We start from the raw sequence: 18,102 nt of genomic DNA, 5'->3' as shown, positions 1-18,102 counted from the left end.
ACGGAACCGGGGGAGAAATTGCGTTCTGGCTGTTTTAATCGCTCGTAATCTCTCGCCAGCCCTGAATTCACATTGCGGTGATACGCCGCTTAGCCACCCGTAGGCGCTAAGCGGCGGCTTATCAGGTTGTTTCTTCCGGTTTAGAGATCAGGTTATCAACCATCGCTTCGTGGCCAGCATCGTAACTATCAGTATTCGCAGTCATACCGCCTTCGGCCGGGACATGCTCGGCTTCCATCGGGTTATTCGCCGTTTCACTCTGCGGCCCCGCCTGGATCAAACTGCTGAGGTCGTGATGTTCTTCATCATGGATGATGTCGCTAAAGTTCAACTGCTGGTCATTGTCCACCGCGGTGGCCGGGGTGTTTGCCGCCTCCTCCTGCGCATGGGCAGAGAGAGGCGTCATCGCGTTATCCGCCGATGCCGTCGGTGTCTCTGCGTGACCGGATGTGTTATCGGCAGCCAGCGGAGTGAGCATTAAGCTTGTGTCATCAATTAACGATGCGCTGTGGCTACTGTCAGTGAGCAAACTATGATCAGCTTCTGTCGTTTGCGTGTCATTTGCGGCGCTGCTGCTCATCCGCGCCTGACTGTCGTTATCCGACAGCGAGTCACTGTCTGAATGGCTCTCATCGGCGATATGACTCAACGTCATATGTGTCTCGTCAGACGTATCTGCAAGATGGTTTACATCTGCGCCATCACTATGGCTGTCGCTGATGTGCTGCCCGCCCTCTTCACCATCAAAGGTGAAATGGTGTTCGAGTTGATCGGACGCGGTGGAGTCGACATCCAGAGTAATATCGCCAGGTGTGCTCTTGCCATCCGGTAATTCAACGCTGACCTGTCCGGAATAGTGTGTCGTGTCGCTGGCAAAGGTCAGAACATAAACCTTGTTGACCGCATCATAAGTGACATCCGTGTAATTGCCGCTAAAGGTCGCGTGTTCAGGGATCCCACCAACCGTAATGGCGTTCAGATGGTCATTGCTGTCGGAGCTTTCGAGGTTAACGTCAAGATTCAACGTGACCGTGTAGCTTGTGGTGGTGCTGCCGCCGTGAGATGACGATGGCCCGTCACCAAAGACCACGCCCTCAATATGGTTAGCGTTTTCAAAAGGATGCTTACCGTTCTCGTCGGTAATCTGCAAATTATCAATATCGTTGTTCTGATGGTTCTGCGGATGAGGAACACCTGTTACCTTGTAGTCCTCACTGTTACCCTGAACAAAAATATAGTCTTTGCCGACATCGCCTTCCGTTACGTTGCCGTTGCCAGTGATCCCTTTGAGGGAGACGAAATTATATTTGCTGTTCGGCCAGTCACTCTGCTGGTAATAACCGCCCGTATGGTCACCGACAACGAAGATATCGGTGTGCCCTTTGGCACTATCGTCGGTGTTGGCATTACCGCTGCTGGTGTAATAGTGAATCTGCGACGCGCTGTCGGATTTCGGCACAAAGTCGCCCTTGATGGCGCCATCCGGGCTATCCGGCGTCAGCCAGACATGTACGTTACTGCCAATCGCCACGATCACGCCGTTCTGGATATCGTAACCGTTCGGGTTCCCGCTGCCGCCATTGATATGGGTGATCGTATTATCTGACGTATCCGTTGTTTTGCCGCCAGGCGTGATCGTTACGGTGAGCTTCACATCGGCGTCAGAGTCCGCATCGGCGTCCGCATCCGCGTCGGCGTCGGCATCAGCGTCGGCATCGGCGTCCGCATCTGCATCAGCATCGGCATCGGCGTCGGAATCTGCATCCGCATCTGCATCAGAATCTGCATCGGCATCAGAATCTGCATCGGAATCTGCATCGGCGTCCGCATCAGCGTCGGCATCGGCGTCGGCATCGGCGTCCGCATCTGCATCGGCGTCAGCATCCGAGTCCGCATCGGCATCTGCGTCGGCGTCCGCATCCGTATCTGCATCAGAATCCGCGTCTGCATCTGCATCAGCGTCGGAATCAGCGTCCGCATCGGCGTCCGCATCGGCGTCCGCATCGGCGTCAGCATCAGCATCAGCGTCGGCATCCGCATCAGAGTCTGCATCGGCATCGGCGTCAGAGTCGGCGTCAGCGTCGGCATCCGCGTCCGCGTCGGCGTCGGCGTCCGCATCCGCGTCTGCGTCGGCGTCGGAATCCGCATCTGCATCGGCATCGGCATCGGCATCGGCATCGGCATCAGCGTCCGCATCTGCGTCCGCATCTGCATCGGCGTCAGCATCCGAGTCCGCATCGGCATCTGCGTCGGCGTCCGCATCCGCATCTGCATCAGAATCCGCGTCTGCATCTGCATCAGCGTCGGAATCAGCGTCCGCATCGGCGTCAGCATCAGCGTCGGCATCCGCATCAGAGTCTGTATCGGCATCGGCGTCAGAGTCGGCGTCAGCGTCGGCGTCAGCGTCGGCATCCGCGTCCGCGTCGGCGTCCGCATCCGCGTCTGCGTCGGAATCCGCATCTGCATCGGCATCCGCGTCCGCATCCGCATCGGCATCAGAATCTGCATCTGAGTCAGCATCTGCATCTGCATCTGCATCGGCGTCTGAATCTGCATCGGCATCCGCGTCCGCATCCGCATCGGCATCAGAATCTGCATCTGAGTCAGCATCTGCATCTGCATCTGCATCGGCGTCTGAATCTGCATCGGCATCAGCGTCGGAATCCGCATCGGCATCAGAGTCTGCATCTGCATCAGCATCGGAATCGGCGTCGGAATCAGCATCCGCGTCGGAATCAGCGTCGGCATCGGCATCGGCATCTGCGTCGGCGTCCGCATCCGCATCTGCATCAGAATCCGCATCTGCATCAGAATCCGCGTCTGCATCTGCATCAGCGTCGGAATCAGCGTCCGCATCGGCATCGGCGTCCGCATCAGCGTCGGCATCCGCATCAGAGTCTGCATCGGCATCGGCATCGGCGTCAGAGTCGGCGTCAGCGTCGGCATCCGCGTCGGCGTCCGCATCCGCATCGGCATCAGAATCTGCATCTGAGTCAGCATCTGCATCTGCATCGGCGTCTGAATCTGCATCGGCATCGGAATCCGCATCGGCGTCTGAATCAGCATCAGCGTCGGCATCAGCGTCCGCATCGGCATCGGCGTCGGCATCGGCATCTGCATCAGAGTCTGCATCGGCATCAGCGTCTGCATCGGCGTCCGCATCAGCATCAGCATCAGCATCAGCGTCGGCATCAGAGTCGGCATCGGCGTCTGCATCTGCATCGGCATCCGCATCCGCGTCGGCATCGGCGTCCGCATCGGCATCGGCATCGGAATCAGCATCGGAATCAGCATCGGCGTCTGCATCTGCATCAGAATCAGCGTCCGCATCAGAGTCAGCGTCGGCGTCTGCATCTGCATCGGCATCGGCATCGGCATCAGCATCAGCATCCGCGTCGGCATCGGCATCGGCATCGGCATCGGCATCAGAGTCCGCATCGGCGTCAGAGTCCGCATCTGCATCTGCGTCGGCGTCCGCGTCCGCATCCGAGTCAGCATCAGAATCTGCATCCGCATCGGCATCGGAATCAGCATCCGCATCGGCATCGGAATCGGCGTCGGAATCGGAATCCGCATCCGCGTCGGCATCGGAGTCAGAATCTGCATCTGCGTCAGCATCGGCATCCGCATCAGAATCAGCATCAGCGTCCGCATCAGAGTCAGCGTCGGCGTCTGCATCTGCATCGGCGTCGGCATCCGCATCGGCGTCAGAATCGGCATCCGCATCAGCATCAGCATCGGCGTCGGAATCGGCGTCCGCATCGGCATCCGCATCGGCGTCCGCATCGGCATCAGCGTCCGCATCTGCGTCGGCGTCAGAATCCGCATCGGCGTCGGAATCATCGGGCGGGTTCGGATTCGTATTGGGATCGGCAGGAGTTGATACAGTGGCAACGCCAGGATCAAGCCGCGTTAATTCCTGAGGGCGTTCGGCATCAGGGAAATCAATGCCAACCGTTGGGTATCCGGCACCGGGGTCAACGATCTGACCGGTTAAATCGAGGACCACATGTGTGTGCGAGCCGCCGCCGCTTCCGCCGGCATCACTGCCGCCAGAGCCCCCTGCCTGTGGGCCCGCGGCTGGCGCTTCAAGGGTTTGCGTCGGATCCTGCCCATCTGCGATCGCCTGTTGTATAGCGGCAACATCTTGTTGCTGAGTAGCCGTAGGTTCAGTGATCACGCTGCCCGTACTGTCCCAGTGACTGTCACGGCCAAGGTCCAGTTGCTTGCCATCCGCCAAAGACAAGGTAATTGCACCAGAAGCCCCAGTCTCGACCTGTTCTCCTTCGAGGACCCTGTCACCTTCAACCAATAAACGCTGGCTGCCATCAGGTGCTACTGCAAACACTTGTCCTATTACCGCTTTGACGATCCCAGAGACGCCGCTCATGTGTAGTTCCCTCGATCCTGTTCTCGCCCAATTCATCCACTGACCGGGCGTAGAATGCTAAAAGAGAATTTAATTAGTATTTGTAATGCAACATGTAACAAAGGTAATGAAAGCACGTTCCGGCAGAGGATTTATTGATGCCGCTTCGCTTAAAGACCTTATATTAATAGATGAAGTGAATGAATAGTAGTGCAGGCAGGAATTTAGGTTAAAAAAAAGGGACATTGTCAATAGTCCCTGTGTCGTACATGATATATATTACGTAAGTAAAAATGACGAATTATATAAATCCTTCATCGTCATCATCGGAAATTAATCCTTCCAGACCACTCAATGAACGACGCGCCTGTGCACGGCTGGTTAGTTTTGCCTGAGCGACCGGTGGCAGATCGGTAATGCTAATGACGCCTTTACTCAGCAGCACTTCGATCAGGTCCTCCAGGACGCGAACCATCTCAAGATCGCTCTGCCGCAATTGCAGTAGCGATGCCTCGCGAATTTCTCGCTGCCGCATCCATTCGTCAATTTCTGCTGTGCTGACTTTACTTTGTTCTGTCATGGCATGAAAAGGGACAAGCTCCACCTGAATAATACGCCCCGTTTCATCGCGTTCTATGTAGTACATTTTCAGCCTCTTTTTAGCCTGGCAGGTTAATTTCCACCCAGGGTGCTGGCATCGGCAAAATAGCGCCCCATTGCGCCATACAGGCCGATATTTTCGAGAACCGCCAGTTCGCCCGCTGTTTCCACACGTTCAGCAATCAGTGGCAAATTAATTTGTCGGGTTGCCCAATAAATGGCCTCGATAAACAGTTTTTTATCTTCTTCACTATCAATATTACGAATGTAGCTACCGTCAACTTTGAGCCAGGCAAGCCCCCACTGCGGCAAATTGCCGATGAGATGGAACCGGCCGCCAAAATGTTGGATCCCTAAACGGCAGCCCAGCGTTTTAAGCCGTTTGACCAGAATAGTGACCCGCCCGGCATCGGGTAGCTCGTTTTCATCCAGTTCCAGCGTCAGGCGCGATGCCAATTGTGGCGCATTCACCAAGGGTTGCAGCAGTGCATGAAGGCTTTGGTCATCAGCCACACTGGCACCGCTAATACTCAGTGCAAGTGGCCGGTTTGATTTTTCCATCTCACGCAGCGTCTGTTGCAACATCACAATATCCATGCGGCGACTGAGATCGAGGCGGTGGATCCACGGCATAAAACGTCCTGCGGGTATCAGTTCGCCTTCCGGCGTTCTGATACGGGCAAGCACTTTATGATGCAATACAACATGCGCATTGTTGCACTCATAAACCGGCTGCGAGAAAAGCTCGAAAGCACCGTCTGCCAGTACCGCATCCAGACGGGTATACCAGCTATGATGATCCTCTTCGCTATCGTCTGTAACCGTCATATCCGTGCTGGCAAAAAAGCGCATTTCGGTTTCCGCCATCGCCAGCGCCTGGTCTGCCTGCATCAGTATCGTCTGTGGCTTGTCACCAACATTGAAGGGCACCAGCGCGAAATGGGCGACTGGTGTCACGTCGCTCATTCCTGTTTCTGACAGCGCCTTAAGCTGGGTACTGAGGGTGTTAGTCAGGTTGTCGAGTTCATTATGCAGGAACTGCGGGGCAAGGATGGCAAACTCCCCGCCGCGCACACGGGCCAGGAAACCTTCATTACGGAAGTAATGTTTTTGCAGGCCATTGAGAATATCTGCCACCGCGATCAGCAGCTTATCGGTTTTCGCGCCGCCAAGACGCTGATTAAGGCCAATAAGATCCTGAACCCGCAAGAGGATCAGATGACCCGAGTCATTCTCTTCATCGCTCAGACGCGACTGCAATTGCATATCAAAAGCGCGACGGTTGTTCAGGCCCGTCAGACTGTCGTGGTAAGCCTCCTGGCGTAAGGATTCGGTGCGCTGCGCCTGCTCGCCAAACAACGCCTCAAGTTGCGTCACCATCAGGTTGGTCGCCTCAACGACCCGACGCAGTTCCGGCGTTTTCGGCAGCGCGGGAACATTGAGAAACTCGCGGCGACAGATAGCCATCGCCTGCTCCACAATGTAGTTAAGCGGTCGCAAGAGACGGCGCAGCAACAGAGTTACACCGAGAATAAATAATAAGCTACAGCCGATAAGCCACAAAAAGCTGGCGACCATATTGTCCCAAAGACGCGCCAGGGCGAACATCGGATGGCTAACGACCTCAACCCTGGCAACCTGTGTCCAGCCATGCGTGACAATGGCGTCACCCTCCCCTGGACTCAGATTTACCATGCGGACAAACCAGTCCGGCACGCTGGCGCTTTGCGGATTGTCGGTGCGCTCAATGATGGGTTTGTTGGTTTTAATATCCACCACCCGAATACGGTAAAAATAACCGCTGTCAAAAATGGAGTTCACCATCAGTTCCGTCATTGCCGGATCATCAATATGGGTCGTCAACGACAGCCCCAGCGCCGTTGCCGCATCCTGTGCGTGGGCGCTGAGCTGATTCCGGTATTGCTCCCTGGAACCCTCCAGAGAAACAAAAAAGTTGCCGCAGAAAATGACGAGCGTAAATAAACAGATGCCGATCAGTAGCTGCTTATAAAGGGACATAGCCACATCCTATTCATTAATTTCAAATCCTTCTGCACGCATTCTGGTGAGAAGATCCTGCCAGCGGGAGAGTCGTTTACTGTCCCCCACGCGTTTATTTCCGCCGGATTGCGGCAACCACAGCCCTTCCCCATTAAAAGCATAAACCGGGAGCAGATCTGTACGCTGTGTGGCAGGCAAGATGGCGGTTTTCAGGTTATCCAGAACTAATGGGATCGCATCAGGGGTGGCATACCACGTCACCACCATATGCGCCTGATTTAACTGAAGTGCTTTAACGTAAGTAATACGCAACTGGTTGGCGGGAACCCCCATCTCACGCAGCGTGAAATATTTCGCCAGCGCAAAATCTTCGCAATCCCCTGCCCCTTTACGTAAAAATTCTATCGGCGTTGCCCAATAATCCTGCTGATGCCAGACGACAATGTCATCTTTGAACGCCATTCGGGCATTAAAAAACCGGTTTACCTGATTCAATTTATCCTGAATCGTGCCCTGCGGTGGATTTTTAAGCAAGGCGGCCCACTCATCAATCCGCTGCCTGGCGGCTGGCGTCGCCGGGCCGTAGAGCCGCTCAGTTTGCGTGGAGATGGCGTTAAAATCCCACCCGGCGCCCAGTCCTGGTGAGAAAACAAGCAACACCACCAGCGCGAAGGATAACCCGCGTCGCAGCGTTGCACACAAAAAATGACGGTGGGGGCGCCGCATATGTCAGCCTGTCCGGGCAACGTTGCTAACGGGCATTGTCAGTTGCATGGCGCGCTCAGGTCGCGTCAGCCAGCGTTTACGGTACGCGACATAGCCGGAAAGGTAATGCTCGACATCGTCAATCCTGACGCGATAGCTGTGGTGACGAATAAAAAAGCTGCCGACAATACGCGGCGGATTTTTAAAAAACATGGCCAGCTCCGGCCAGAAAAAACCATTCGCCAGGTAGCGGGCACGGGTTTCCAGCGCCTGATTGAACACGGTCATGTCGAAGTCCGCTAACAGGTGCTGGTATGGCGAAACGGCAAGCCGTTCTATCATCCGCGACGCCGCCATCATCAACTCCAGCAACGTGGGGTAAGTGGTAATACGTTCCTGCACAAAGTCGAGATGACCGCGCACATTATCCAGACCGAACTGATAATAGCGTTCGAGCGGCCGATAGAGCGTCAGTTCATTAACGCAGTAACTGAGCCAATGGTCGTGGGCCTGCCAGTGCTTCTGTTCGATAAAATAGTCCATTGCCCGCTCGACCATCTCCAGCCAACGCGGTGTCTTCGTCAACCCATAGAGACGCATCAGAGCAAAGGCGGCTTCCCCGTCGTAATAGATAATGCGGTGCTCCGCCTTGAGCGATAAATCCCCGGCGTTGAGCACATGTACGAAGCCCCCGTTTTGTTCGTTCTGCATAAAACCGATGCCAGCCGCCAGCCGCGCCATCGCACCCAGATAGCGCTCGTCATTGGTCAGTTCTGTATATTTCGCCATCGCCAGGATACAGACCGCGTTACCGCCCAGTTTGATCTCATCCCCCGTATCCACCAGGAAATCGGCTTCGCTACCATCGGGCAAGGAGCAGGTACGAATAAACGTGGTACACAGGGCATCCAGCGCCCGCTCAATAGCCGCAAAATGGGCGGGGTGTTGCGTCACTTCCCACCCTTCGAGCAAGGCGTAGGTCGAGCTGGCATGGCGCAAGGCGTTATAGGTCGGAATGGCGCGATCAAAGCAGGGGAACCAGCCGTAATGATAACGTCCGGAAGGTGTCACCTGGCGTGCCAGGTAATCCGTCGCCGAGTCAATCATCGGCTCCAGGGCAGTCTCCTGCCACTCGGGCAACTGGCGATAGCCGCTGTTACGTCCGTCCGATTCAATGGGCAATACCTGCTCGCCATCGCAAAACAGCGCGCGGGTAGTGAAACGCCACAGCGTCTGGTCAGGGTGCTCAGGCCAGTTCAAGACCGCCCCAAAGCGACGACGGGAATAATGGGCAAGGTTACTGGCGTTAGGGGTGGCGACGCCGTGATCGCCATTATAGAGCAGCGCGTTGGCGGCGATCTCTTGCTCCAGCATGGCATAGCAAAATGCCGGATCCAGACTCAGCCCGAAGCGAAAATAGTTCCGTTTGGTCTTCGCCAGACGAGCTTGCAGCGAATCCCAACGTAGCGCGTCGACCTTGTCGACCATGTCAACTCGCAGCCAGCAGGCCTTAAGACCACTCTTTTTACGCCACTGTTGCAGCGCCTGCGTTCCCTGTTGCCAGGCTTTGTCGAATGTCTCGCCGCAGCCGCGCACAACGTGGGCACGGCTTTTACTGTCGGACGCGCTAAAAAAGATGACCCAGGACGGGCACAGAGACGGTTTCGCCGCTACATCCAGCGTTTCCATCACCGGGCGGGTTTGCGCAAGTAAGTGGCTGAGCGACATTTGACTCCTTAATTGCTCCCGGGCATCCCCAGTGCTGAAAATCCTTGTATCATAATAACATTATGAATGCCTGGTTGTGTATTCTGTACATCTATATCTTTGCCCGTTGAGGCGGTGCTGTGAGGCCCTTTTACGCACTTTTTCTGTTGCTGCTTGTCGGTGTGGTCGCCCATGCCGACACGCCGCTACTGTGGAACCAGCCCGCTAACCCGCAGACCTGTCCGGTTGGCGATGACGCCGTGTGGGTTCAGTATGCGGGCGGCGCGGCCTGTATTCGCTACTTTAGTGCGGGCTCCCTGCAGGATGCGCCGCTGGCACTGGTGATGTTTAAAGGCGATCGGGTATCGCTGATTAAGCGCCCGCCAGACCAGATCCCGGCCAATACAGCCGACGCGCAACGCCGCGAGGCGCAGGCCATTTTTCGTCGAAGCGGGCTACCAACATTGATTGTTGCCCGTCCGGGAACCTATGGTTCCAGCGGCAACCACTATCGCCGCCGCCAGGCAGAAGAATTTCTCGCGCTGAATGCCGCCGTAGATGCCATCAAAGCACGCTACGGTATTGCGCGCTTTATCCTCAGCGGACACAGCGGTGGCGCAACGGCCGCATCGGCGCTGCTCACGTTTGGACGCCGGGATATTGACTGTGCCGTACTCACCTCCGGCGCATGGGGGCTACTGGAACGGGCCGAGCGTATGCGGAAAGAACGTGACGAGGCATCAGCCCCGGGCCTGGACGGCACCGGGCTCGCTAACCCGTGGGATCCCCTCGACCACGTAGCGAATATAGCGAAGGATCCCGCACGATTAATCCTGGTGATCGGCAACCGGCAGGATCGCAACACGCCGTTCGATCTGCAAACCCGGTTCGTACAGGCTTTGCGTGAACATGGTCATCAAGTGAAGCAGCTCGAACGCCCCGCCGTCGCGCCGGAATACCATGATTTACAGGGTAATCAGGGGGTTAATGCGATAGCCCTTTGCCCGCGCCACGGCACTGCCCTGAATGAGTAAGGATACAACCATGCGCCAGAAACCCCCTCGTCCACGCAACACTGGCACCAACACGCCGGGCTGGACCGCCGCAGATCTTACGCAGTTGTTACCCGGCAGCCTCTGGCACAACCGCCCGGATGGCGCCTGGATTGCGGGCGACATCGCCATTTTGCATGACAACACGCCATATGACCGCCCTTGTCTGTTCGTTGCGATCGACACCGATACCTGGCTGCAAGGCTCAGGTAATACCGGTATTTACGCGGGCTGGAAGGATACGCACACCCTGCTGCCAGAGCAGGCTTCCCGCTACTGCGGCGCGATTGTCCAGCGCAAACTCACAGGCCTGCCGCCTGACTTTCCACAACTCGTGGTTGGTGACAGTTATCAGGCGCTTCACTTACTGGCCGAAGAAGCACGGCGGCGTTTTAACGGCAAACTGGTGGCCGTCACAGGTACCGTCGGCAAAACCTCGACCAAAGAGATGCTGGAGGCGATCCTGACCGACAACCTGTCTGTGATAGCCAGCCGCGGCAATCACAACACCCGTACCGGCGCCTCCGTCACCCTGGCGCGTGCAGTATCGAACCCGCAGGCCGTCGTGATGGAAGTGGCCATCTCCGCGCTCTGGATGCGTAACGGGGGCGTCGGGCATCGCATTAAGCCGCACATCGTTATCATTACCGAAATCGGGATGACTCAGGTGGGCAAGAACGTGACCACCCTGAATGACGTGGCACGCTATAAGGCACGCATCAGTCATGGTCTTATCCCCGGTGGTTACGCCATTTTGCACCGCGATATGGCCGAGTATGCGACTGTCGCGGCAAGCGTTGAACGCGACGGCGCGCGGATTATCAGTTACGGATTCAACCCGGACGCAGATGTGCGTATCACCGGGATAACACCAGACGACAACGGAAGCAGAGTCACAGTCGCTTTTCATCAGCAGGACGTCAGCTACCGGCTGGCCGTGCCCGGTAACGGTGGCGCGCTCAATTCGGTTGCATCGCTGATTTCCGCCGATCTGCTGGGCGTGAACCTGCCGCAGATTATCGCAGGCCTTGAGGGTTATCGCAGCGATGGTCAGCATCTGTGCATTACTCCGTTGCCCCTGCCCGGCGGCGGGACAGCCACGCTGATTGATGACAGTTACAACGCCGAATATCTTTCCATGCTTAATGCGTTTGCGGTGGCGGCGCAACGTGCCCGAGCTCATGGCGGACGTGTCATTGCCCTGCTGGGACGCATTGTTAATCTCGGCGATCAGAGCCAGGCCATTCACCGTTCTCTGGCGACGCCATTACTGGAAGCTGGCTGCCAGCACGCTTTTCTGCACGGCGAGGAGATGACGGCATTACATGAGACACTGCCGGAAGCCACGCGGGGTGGTCATTTTCTGACGGCGCAGGCGCTGGTTGACGCCGCCGCCCCAACTCTGCGCCCCGGCGATATCGTGCTGGTAAAAGGCAGCGTGCGAAACTCGGATTTCAGGCAGGTTGTCAGTCTACTGAAAACCCGACTTGCCGCCCCGCCCGCGCTGCGTAAAGGGCACACCGCATGCCTGCTGATCAACCTCTCGACCGGTGAGCAACGCGTCGCGGAACGGGCCGATAGCCCCTTTGCGTCGCACTACCTCAGCCAGTTACTGCTGGCCTGTTGTGTCGCCGATCGCCTGTTAAATAAAAAAACCACCCTGGAGACCGCCATCACCGTGCGGGAGATCGCGGCGGATATCCTGAAAGGTAACCCGGCGCTGACACTCAGGCAGGGTGACAAACTGACCGTGAAGTCCCTGCTACAGGGAATGTTGCTACATAACGCCTGCGATGCGGCCATTAACCTGGCAGAGCATCTGGCTGGCAGCAGTGCAAAAGCGCTGGCCCAGTTGCGGGAACTGAGCGCCACTATCGGCATGCCGTACACGTATATGAATACCGTCTCCGGTCGCGTGCGCCCAGGGCAGCGCACGGCACTTTTGGATATCGCCAGGCTTGTGCGCCATCTCTACCAGCGTTATCCGCATCTGTTGCCGTGGTTTTGCGAACAGGAAGCCGTCATCGGCGAGCGCATCTATCGCAAAACTGGCAATTTGCACAGTGACGGCAGCGCGTGGGGGCAATTCAGTGCCGGAAACTGGGGTTTCGCGCTGCAATGGTTTTCAGGCGAACTTTGGCTGGCCTGCGCGGCGGGTGCAAACGATGCTTTCCACCTTGATTATCTTCTGGATGAACTGCTGGCGCAGGCCGATACCGCTCATCAACCGGTCACCGGTGTCCCCAGCGTTCGGCAGATTGACTCACCGACAGCGACGCTGACATTTCTGGGTGATACCTATTTCGGTGAGTGGTACACCGCCCGGCGTAAGGCCCGCGGCATTGATGACGCACTCCAGCGCCACGGCTATGACTATAGTTTTGCGGCTATCGCTCCCCTTCTTCGCAACAGCGACATGACGCTTGCCAACTTTGAAGCGGCGCTGACCACCGATTTCAGCGCCAGTCTTGCAGGCCGTAAACCGTTCTGCCTGACAGGCGATCCGGCCGCCTCTGTCGCCGCCTTGCGCAAACAGGGCATCAATGCGGTGGCGCTGGGCAACAATCACGCGATGGACGCCGGGTTACCCGGTCTGCATAGCACGCTGACAGCATTTCACGAGGCGGGAATCGCCTGCGTGGGCGCCGGGATAAACGCGCAGCAGGCGCAAGCGCCGCTGGTCGTCACCGTGGGCAGGCGGACGTACAAGATTTTCAGCGCCTACTGGTATCGACGTTATATGGAAGAGGAATGCGCCTTTTATGCCCGCCCTCGCCGCGCGGGTGTCGCCTGTATCAGTGGTGGACTGATTGAACAGCTTCGTAAGGAGAAAGCGAGCGCTCACCCCGCCACGCTGATTGTTCTTGCTCATTGGGGGCTGGACTACCGCTGGACCACCACCCGGCAGCGCACCCTGGCTAAGCAACTGAGTGAAGCCGGTGCGGACCTGATTATTGGCTCCGGGCCGCATATGGCAGGCGAAGCGGCGCAGCAGGATCAAAGCCTGGTGATTTACAGTATCGGTAATGCGGTGTTTAACAGTAACGGTGAATATCAGGAGCGCGGCATGCCGGCTTACGGTTTTCTCGTTCGTCTGTTAGTGGGTACCCGGCAGCCGCAAATTCAGTTGCTGCCCATCTTTACTGATAATAAAAAGACCTTCTGGCAGCCCCGTCCGGTGAATGAGGCGGAGTTTTCAACGCTGATTACGCATCTGACGCAACAGGGAATGCCTGTTATTCGGGAAGGAGAAACGGGCACGGGCTGGCGTGCGCTGACTGTCGATAATGAATGCAGGCTGGTCATGTCGCTTAGTGAGTGCTTTGGCGAGAGTTAACTCCGCTCTGGCATAAAAAAACGGCATCTTACACAGTGGATATCCCACTTTTCAGATGCCGTTTACTTATTTTTGACCGGATACTTATCGCCTTTTTAATGGGCTATAAGTCCCTAAGGTATTAATTGTGCTGTGATTTCATCGCACTTAGCTTGTAAAAGCTCTCTGTACTTCGGGATCTCTTCAGTCTGGCACTGGAGGACTATGCAATATCCCTCAATCCATACTTTTATATCCTGATTCACAAAGTGGCTTTGAAAAATACGCGCCCATTCGTCACTCGGTACACCTTCAAGTTCGAAATATTTAAGCGCGCCGTTCCCACGTAAACTGCGATGCTCATCCAATCCAATTATTTTCATTTTATTCATCCTTAAGCAAAACCATAGAAATAGTAATGCCTGAAAGATGAACAAATTAAGGAGATTATAAAAAGGATATTAAAATAAAACTTAACTCAAACTCTCACATATTAAACCTGAAAATTTCAGTTAATGTCGCGTAATAATATAAGTATCAATAAAGGATAAAGAGATATCACTGACGCGCGCAAAAGAGCAAACGCAGCCAGCCGACGTTTGCTCAAAGATAAAGGAGGGTTTTCACATCTGTTCGGTGAACATCGGCAGGCGAATTTACGTCACGCTGCGATACACCGGGACTCGCCGGGTAGTACCCGTCAGGTTATCAAAGATATCCACTTCCGCCGTGGCGATCGCCATACCGGTTTTTCGCAATCGTTGCACATCGGCAGCAATACGCTGGATCCCAAACCAGAAAAGCCCGTCAAGCGCTGTAACCGGCAGCCCTCTTTCCAGCGCCAGTTTTAGTCGTTCGCGTGGAGCTTTTACCTCTTTGGCGATTTGCTGATAAGGCGTAGCCACTGACCCGGAGGCATCTACCCGCCGGATACGGGTTGAAAGGCGATACTGGAATGCATCCGGTATATCGCTTAAATCGGTTTTCAGGGTATAGACGCAGCCGAAACGTTTACCGTTGAAAATAACGTTTTTCTGACCGATTTGTAGCTCATCACGCAAGCTGGCAATCAACTGCGGCGCGCGAATTAACAATAAGCGAAAAGGAAGCTCAAAGCTGGTCACGTAATCGACGTTGAGCAGCGCAATGCGTAATCGCTCTTCGGCGTTCGCCTGCGTCTGACGACACTCGTCAAGCGTGTCTGCCCACTGGCGAGCGATACGGGGAGATTCATTCAGTTCGGTGAAGCTATATTTTTCGATTTCATAATCAATCCGATCCACCACTGCGTCTCCCTCATTCCTGCGGATAAGTGTAAGTCTGCCGGGCGGTTATTTTAGCAACGAAGCGGCGTGGTCGAAAGCACTCTTGTTTTAAGATATCCCGACGCCATACCAACAGAAAAACGGGGTATCTGCAGATACCCCACTCAGGGAGGGACGTTATGACGGGACAGTCAGCGCGCCATTAACGCAAAGACACCCCAGCCAAGGAACTCACGCGTCCAGCTAACATGGCGTTTTGGCGCTGCCGTAAGCGTCGCACGAATCTCTGGCGCAAAATCATCATCAGGGTTGGCCTCAAGCCAGCGGCGCATCGTCAGCCATTTCGCCGCTTCATACCGGTCCCACCCTTCCTGGTCTGCCAGTACCATCTCGACGACGTCAAAACCCAACTCATCAAATGATGCGACAAGCTCAGGTAGCGTATGAAAGTCTGCTATCGCATTGGCAAAACAGGCCTGGGCTACCTCTTCCGTTGGCGGTAGCTGCCGCCAGTAAGGCTCGCCAATAAGGATGATCCCTTCTGGGCGAAGGCTTTTTTGTAACAGCGCGATAGCCCCTGCTACGCCGCCACCAATCCAGGTTGCGCCCACACAGGCTGCCACATCACATTTTTCATCCGTGATAAAACCTGCCGCATCGCCATGAACAAATGTCACGTTTTCGCTGACGCCAAGTTCTTCGCTACGCTGTTTCGCCTGTTCGCTGAAAAGCTGGCTCATATCAACGCCGACGCCGGTGATGGCATAATCGCGTGCCCAGGTACAGAGCATTTCACCCGAACCGCTGCCAAGATCAAGTATGCGCATACCCGGTTTCAGGCGTAGTACCGCACCGAGTGTCGCGAGTTTTTCTGGCGTAAAGGGGTTATGAATGCGGTGTTCGCTTTCGGTAATCGTAAAAATACGGGGGATATCCAATGCAGAAATTCCTTTTACTGTTGATGTAATGACCCATAACCTTAAAGATTGTGGTGATTAAAAATATATCACCTTAACCTAAACGTTATCTCAACAGTACGAAATATCGCCTGCATGTTTCGTGATAATGACCGCATTCATACGCCAAAAAGATTAATCTGCCGTGTGAAAAATGCCCTCCTTGGAGTGGTGTCATGAGACTGTCGCATCCGCCCAGGCAAGAGCTTCCCCCATTGCATCAACAGCCGCCCAGCCTGGAATATTCAGTTTTTTTGCCTGTCGCTGTACCGCTTCCCATTCCCGGCGCTCATAACTTTGTACAAGGCTAAGCAGGTCATAAAGCGTACCCTGTTTGTGCACCAGCGCATTGCGAACGGATAAAGGAAGTGTTATTTGCTCGAAAATTTCCTCAAGCGGGATCTCCAGCATGGCATCCAGTAGTGAAAACAAGCCGCATAAGAATGCATCCTGCGCACAACACGTTGAATGTGTACGCACAACAATAATTTCGCAGAATTTAGCCCTGGACAGGGAAAGATGATAAAGCTCGTTAGTGTCTTTATTAGAGAGATTTGCCAGGCAAACCAGCGAAACAAAGCGAGTTAATTCACTTCGCCCCAAATAGATAGCAATTTTTTTGAGCGTTAAGTTGTCGACAGCGCTTATGCCACTAACGCGATGTACAATATTTTTGGCATATTTTAAGATCTTGTAAGTCAACGACAAATCATGTTCCAGGATACGCTCAATTTTATCAAAGTTTAACTCTGGTGCGTTTACTTCGCTCATCAACTGGAAGAGATGTGCAGCTTTGTGTGGCAGGCGTTTGCTCTGAATAATTTCCGGCTTACTGTAAAAATAACCTTGAAACAAATGGAAGCCCTGGTCTTTATATCGTTTAAACTCGTCATACGTTTCGATTTTTTCCGCCAGCAGATTTTTTGTCTTTAGCTGCAATGCATGACGTTGCAGAAATCCGTTGATTTCCTCAAACGAATTTGCCTTAACGTCAAATTTCAGGATAGTTATATAGGGTAAAAAACGATCCCACGCCTCGTCCATCGCAAAATCATCTAACGCCAGCGTATAGCCTGAGGCAAAGAGATAGCGCACGGCCTCGAACAGCACATCATCAGGGACAGCATCTTCAAGTATTTCAATGACGACGCGTTCGCGAGGTAAGATGTCAGCCATCCCCTGAACAATCATTTGGTAGGGGAAATTAATATAAGAGATGTTTTCCCCTACAAAGCGAAAGGTTGGGATACCCAGGAACTGGTCGGAGATCATTTGGCTGGTCGCATAATCGGCCGGTACGTTTGGAAAATAATTATTCATTCCAGAACGAAAAAGGAGCTCATAGGCTACGGTATGTAAATCACGATCGAATATCGGCTGTCTGGCAACGAAAGAGTCCATAGCTTTCCCCCTAAGTATCCATTAGATTAAGTGAACCAGAAATTAAATTTGACTTAAATCTGATTGCTTATTTATTTAATTGAATTGTTTGAAAGATACTTTTTCTCGCGCAACCAGGATCAAGCTAAGTCACTTATTCCCGACATTCAGTTTCAGATAATACAATTAGCCTGCAAACCAAACTCAAAGAAAAATAGGCAAACTCATTTCAATAGCAAATTATTATCATCTCATTCACAGCCTGTTAAACTTATAAATGATGTTATACGCAGTTTTATGGCAAAAATGAGAGACATCGCAATTTTTGAAGTGATAACAATGAAGGCATAACTCACAAATACAGGTTTGCTGTTCGGTAAAAAGCACTGTTTTCAGGCCGGTGATGCATACCTTTTGAAAAGACACTCCCACTCACAATGCTGTAGCAACTCGCCTTTCCATCCGCAGTGCCGGGCACAAAACGTGCGACCGATCACAAAAATAACCTTGTAATTCAACGATGAAATTACAGGTTTCAGCACTATGAAAACGCGTCGCTCAATGGGTATTTATTCCGCAGAGAAATCAATCTGTCGCCAAAGCCCGACACTCTGTAAGTTGCGGAAAGTATTTAAAAAAATGACTCTTGTAAGGCGCAAAATTTAGGCGTACATTAGCCCCGTCTGGTGCGAGATGCATCAAGAATTCTGAGATGGAGCTGTGGCCGAAAGGGAGAAAATTCCCATTTTCA

General features: G+C 54.1%; 10 protein-coding genes and 1 pseudogene. 2 read left to right on the top strand and 9 right to left on the bottom strand.

The window, feature by feature from the left end; genetic code table 11:
• Positions 1 to 121: 121 nt before the first annotated feature.
• The 5 genes from ABU190_RS00990 to ABU190_RS00970 all read right to left on the bottom strand — a co-directional run bounded on the left by ABU190_RS00990 (position 122) and on the right by ABU190_RS00970 (position 9,403).
• Positions 122 to 4,390, bottom strand: coding sequence for a retention module-containing protein (locus tag ABU190_RS00990; RefSeq protein WP_354690126.1), 4,269 nt, complete (start codon positions 4,388 to 4,390; stop codon positions 122 to 124).
• 280 nt (positions 4,391 to 4,670) lie between these two features.
• The gene (locus ABU190_RS00985) at positions 4,671 to 5,015 is read right to left on the bottom strand and encodes a tryptophan synthase subunit beta (RefSeq protein ID WP_354690125.1); all 345 of its coding nucleotides are present in this window, start codon (positions 5,013 to 5,015) and stop codon (positions 4,671 to 4,673) included.
• A gap of 26 nt (positions 5,016 to 5,041) precedes the next feature.
• Positions 5,042 to 6,988: a cyclic di-GMP receptor LapD gene (gene lapD, locus ABU190_RS00980; RefSeq protein ID WP_354690124.1), complete on the bottom strand. Its 1,947-nt coding sequence runs from the start codon at positions 6,986 to 6,988 to the stop codon at positions 5,042 to 5,044.
• A gap of 9 nt (positions 6,989 to 6,997) precedes the next feature.
• Positions 6,998 to 7,696 carry a cysteine protease LapG gene (gene lapG / locus ABU190_RS00975; RefSeq protein WP_354690123.1) on the bottom strand — a complete coding sequence of 233 codons (699 nt, stop codon included), beginning with the start codon at positions 7,694 to 7,696 and terminating at the stop codon, positions 6,998 to 7,000.
• A gap of 3 nt (positions 7,697 to 7,699) precedes the next feature.
• Positions 7,700 to 9,403 carry a Mur ligase gene (locus tag ABU190_RS00970; protein ID WP_354690122.1) on the bottom strand — a complete coding sequence of 568 codons (1,704 nt, stop codon included), beginning with the start codon at positions 9,401 to 9,403 and terminating at the stop codon, positions 7,700 to 7,702.
• Positions 9,404 to 9,522: 119 nt separating this feature from the next.
• Here ABU190_RS00970 and ABU190_RS00965 point away from each other — a divergent pair, with 119 nt between their 5' ends.
• Positions 9,523 to 10,416, top strand: coding sequence for an alpha/beta hydrolase (locus tag ABU190_RS00965; RefSeq protein WP_354690121.1), 894 nt, complete (start codon positions 9,523 to 9,525; stop codon positions 10,414 to 10,416).
• Positions 10,417 to 10,426: 10 nt separating this feature from the next.
• On the top strand, positions 10,427 to 13,771 hold the full coding sequence (locus ABU190_RS00960; protein ID WP_354690120.1) for a CapA family protein: 3,345 nt from the start codon (positions 10,427 to 10,429) through the stop codon (positions 13,769 to 13,771).
• 113 nt (positions 13,772 to 13,884) lie between these two features.
• On the opposite strand, the gene ABU190_RS00955 is transcribed toward ABU190_RS00960, so the two are convergent.
• The 4 genes and pseudogenes from ABU190_RS00955 to ABU190_RS00940 all read right to left on the bottom strand — a co-directional run bounded on the left by ABU190_RS00955 (position 13,885) and on the right by ABU190_RS00940 (position 17,372).
• Complete coding sequence (locus tag ABU190_RS00955) at positions 13,885 to 14,133, bottom strand: hypothetical protein (protein ID WP_039079762.1); 249 nt, start codon at positions 14,131 to 14,133, stop codon at positions 13,885 to 13,887.
• Positions 14,134 to 14,406: 273 nt separating this feature from the next.
• Positions 14,407 to 15,036 (bottom strand): DNA-binding protein, encoded by a 630-nt coding sequence (locus tag ABU190_RS00950; RefSeq protein WP_193794034.1) that lies wholly within the window; start codon positions 15,034 to 15,036, stop codon positions 14,407 to 14,409.
• A 170-nt stretch (positions 15,037 to 15,206) separates the two neighbouring features.
• A pseudogene (locus tag ABU190_RS00945) lies at positions 15,207 to 15,953 on the bottom strand (methyltransferase domain-containing protein); the annotation flags it as partial.
• A 192-nt stretch (positions 15,954 to 16,145) separates the two neighbouring features.
• Positions 16,146 to 17,372, bottom strand: coding sequence for an HDOD domain-containing protein (locus ABU190_RS00940; protein WP_354690119.1), 1,227 nt, complete (start codon positions 17,370 to 17,372; stop codon positions 16,146 to 16,148).
• Positions 17,373 to 18,102: the final 730 nt, after the last annotated feature.

Source organism: Phytobacter sp. RSE-02 (genome assembly GCF_040578655.1).
In the GTDB taxonomy this organism is placed as follows: Bacteria; Pseudomonadota; Gammaproteobacteria; order Enterobacterales; family Enterobacteriaceae; genus Phytobacter; species Phytobacter diazotrophicus.
Note: the sequence above shows the minus strand (reverse complement) of the source record. Positions and strands in the feature narration are given on the sequence as shown.

Excerpts from the sequence above, each read along its gene's own strand:
- ABU190_RS00990 (WP_354690126.1), bottom strand. The coding sequence starts at position 4,390 with ATGAGCGGCGTCTCTGGGATCGTCAAAGCGGTAATAGGACAAGTGTTT.
- ABU190_RS00985 (WP_354690125.1), bottom strand. The coding sequence starts at position 5,015 with ATGTACTACATAGAACGCGATGAAACGGGGCGTATTATTCAGGTGGAG.
- lapD (WP_354690124.1), bottom strand. The coding sequence starts at position 6,988 with ATGTCCCTTTATAAGCAGCTACTGATCGGCATCTGTTTATTTACGCTC.
- lapG (WP_354690123.1), bottom strand. The coding sequence starts at position 7,696 with ATGCGGCGCCCCCACCGTCATTTTTTGTGTGCAACGCTGCGACGCGGG.
- ABU190_RS00970 (WP_354690122.1), bottom strand. The coding sequence starts at position 9,403 with ATGTCGCTCAGCCACTTACTTGCGCAAACCCGCCCGGTGATGGAAACG.
- ABU190_RS00960 (WP_354690120.1), top strand. The coding sequence starts at position 10,427 with ATGCGCCAGAAACCCCCTCGTCCACGCAACACTGGCACCAACACGCCG.
- ABU190_RS00955 (WP_039079762.1), bottom strand. The coding sequence starts at position 14,133 with ATGAAAATAATTGGATTGGATGAGCATCGCAGTTTACGTGGGAACGGC.
- ABU190_RS00940 (WP_354690119.1), bottom strand. The coding sequence starts at position 17,372 with ATGGACTCTTTCGTTGCCAGACAGCCGATATTCGATCGTGATTTACAT.